This is a genomic window from Burkholderia sp. Ap-955, from assembly GCF_011753045.1.
GTDB classification, from domain to species: Bacteria; Pseudomonadota; Gammaproteobacteria; order Burkholderiales; family Burkholderiaceae; genus Burkholderia; species Burkholderia lata_D.
In genome coordinates this window covers 1-892 of the sequence record NZ_VWWH01000225.1, presented here as the reverse complement: position 1 = coordinate 892, position 892 = coordinate 1, and the positions used below count along the sequence as shown (strand labels likewise).

General features: G+C 69.1%; 1 protein-coding gene. It reads left to right on the top strand.

From position 1 onward, the window contains the following. A partial coding sequence (locus tag F3J15_RS37465; protein WP_166897855.1) for a glyoxalase occupies nt 1-776 on the top strand: 776 nt, incomplete at its 5' end. Nucleotides 777-892: the final 116 nt, after the last annotated feature.

Here is an 892-nt window from a genome sequence, read left to right as displayed (position 1 = left end):
CGCACGTGTGCGTGGCGCCGGAAGACTTCGACCGCTTCACCGACAGCTTCGTCGCGACGTTCGGCGGCAAGAAGTCGAAGCAGGGCGTGTTCCAGGTCACGCCGACGCCGAGCCAGACGATGTCGCAACTGGTGCTCACGCCGGTCGGCACGATCTCGGTGTTCGGCTTCAAGACGCCGATCCCGTATCCGTTCTGCGAGGAGCGCACCGGCTACCTGGTGACCGACATGGACGTGGCCGTGAAATCGGCGCGTGCACATGGCGCGGACGTGGTCGTCGCGACGTTCCCCGATCCGATCGGGCGCGACGCGATCATCCGCTGGCCGGGCGGCGTGAACATGCAGCTTTACTGGCACACGCAGGCGCCGAATTACGACCCGCTGCAGACGGTGCCGGAAAACCGCGTGTACGTGTCGCCGGAACGCGCGGGCAAGCTCGCGCACGACTTCGCCGCGTTCTCGCACGGCAAGATCGTGTCGGACGTGCGCAAGGCGCCGGGCATCGAGATCGGCCGGCCGAACGACACGTACCGCCGCATTCGTATCGAATCGGGCTTCGGCAAGATGACCGTGCTCGCGACGGACGGCCATCTGCCGTTCCCGTTCGGGCGCGAGATGACCGGCTATGAAGTCGCCGACCTCGCCACGACGCTGAAGCAGGCCGAAGCCGCGGGCGTGACCGTGCTCGTGCCGCCGTTCACGTCGGACGGCCGTGACGCGGCGCTCGTGCAGTTCCCGGGCGGCTACGTCGCAGAAATCCACGCACGGTCGAAATGACGGTGCGCCGGCCGATCAAACCATCGTGGCGCGGCGCGCTGCCGGGCGTCGTGCTGGCCGGCGGCGTCGCGCTGCATGCCGGGACGGCGGCCGGTGCCGATGCGCCGGCCGCCGCC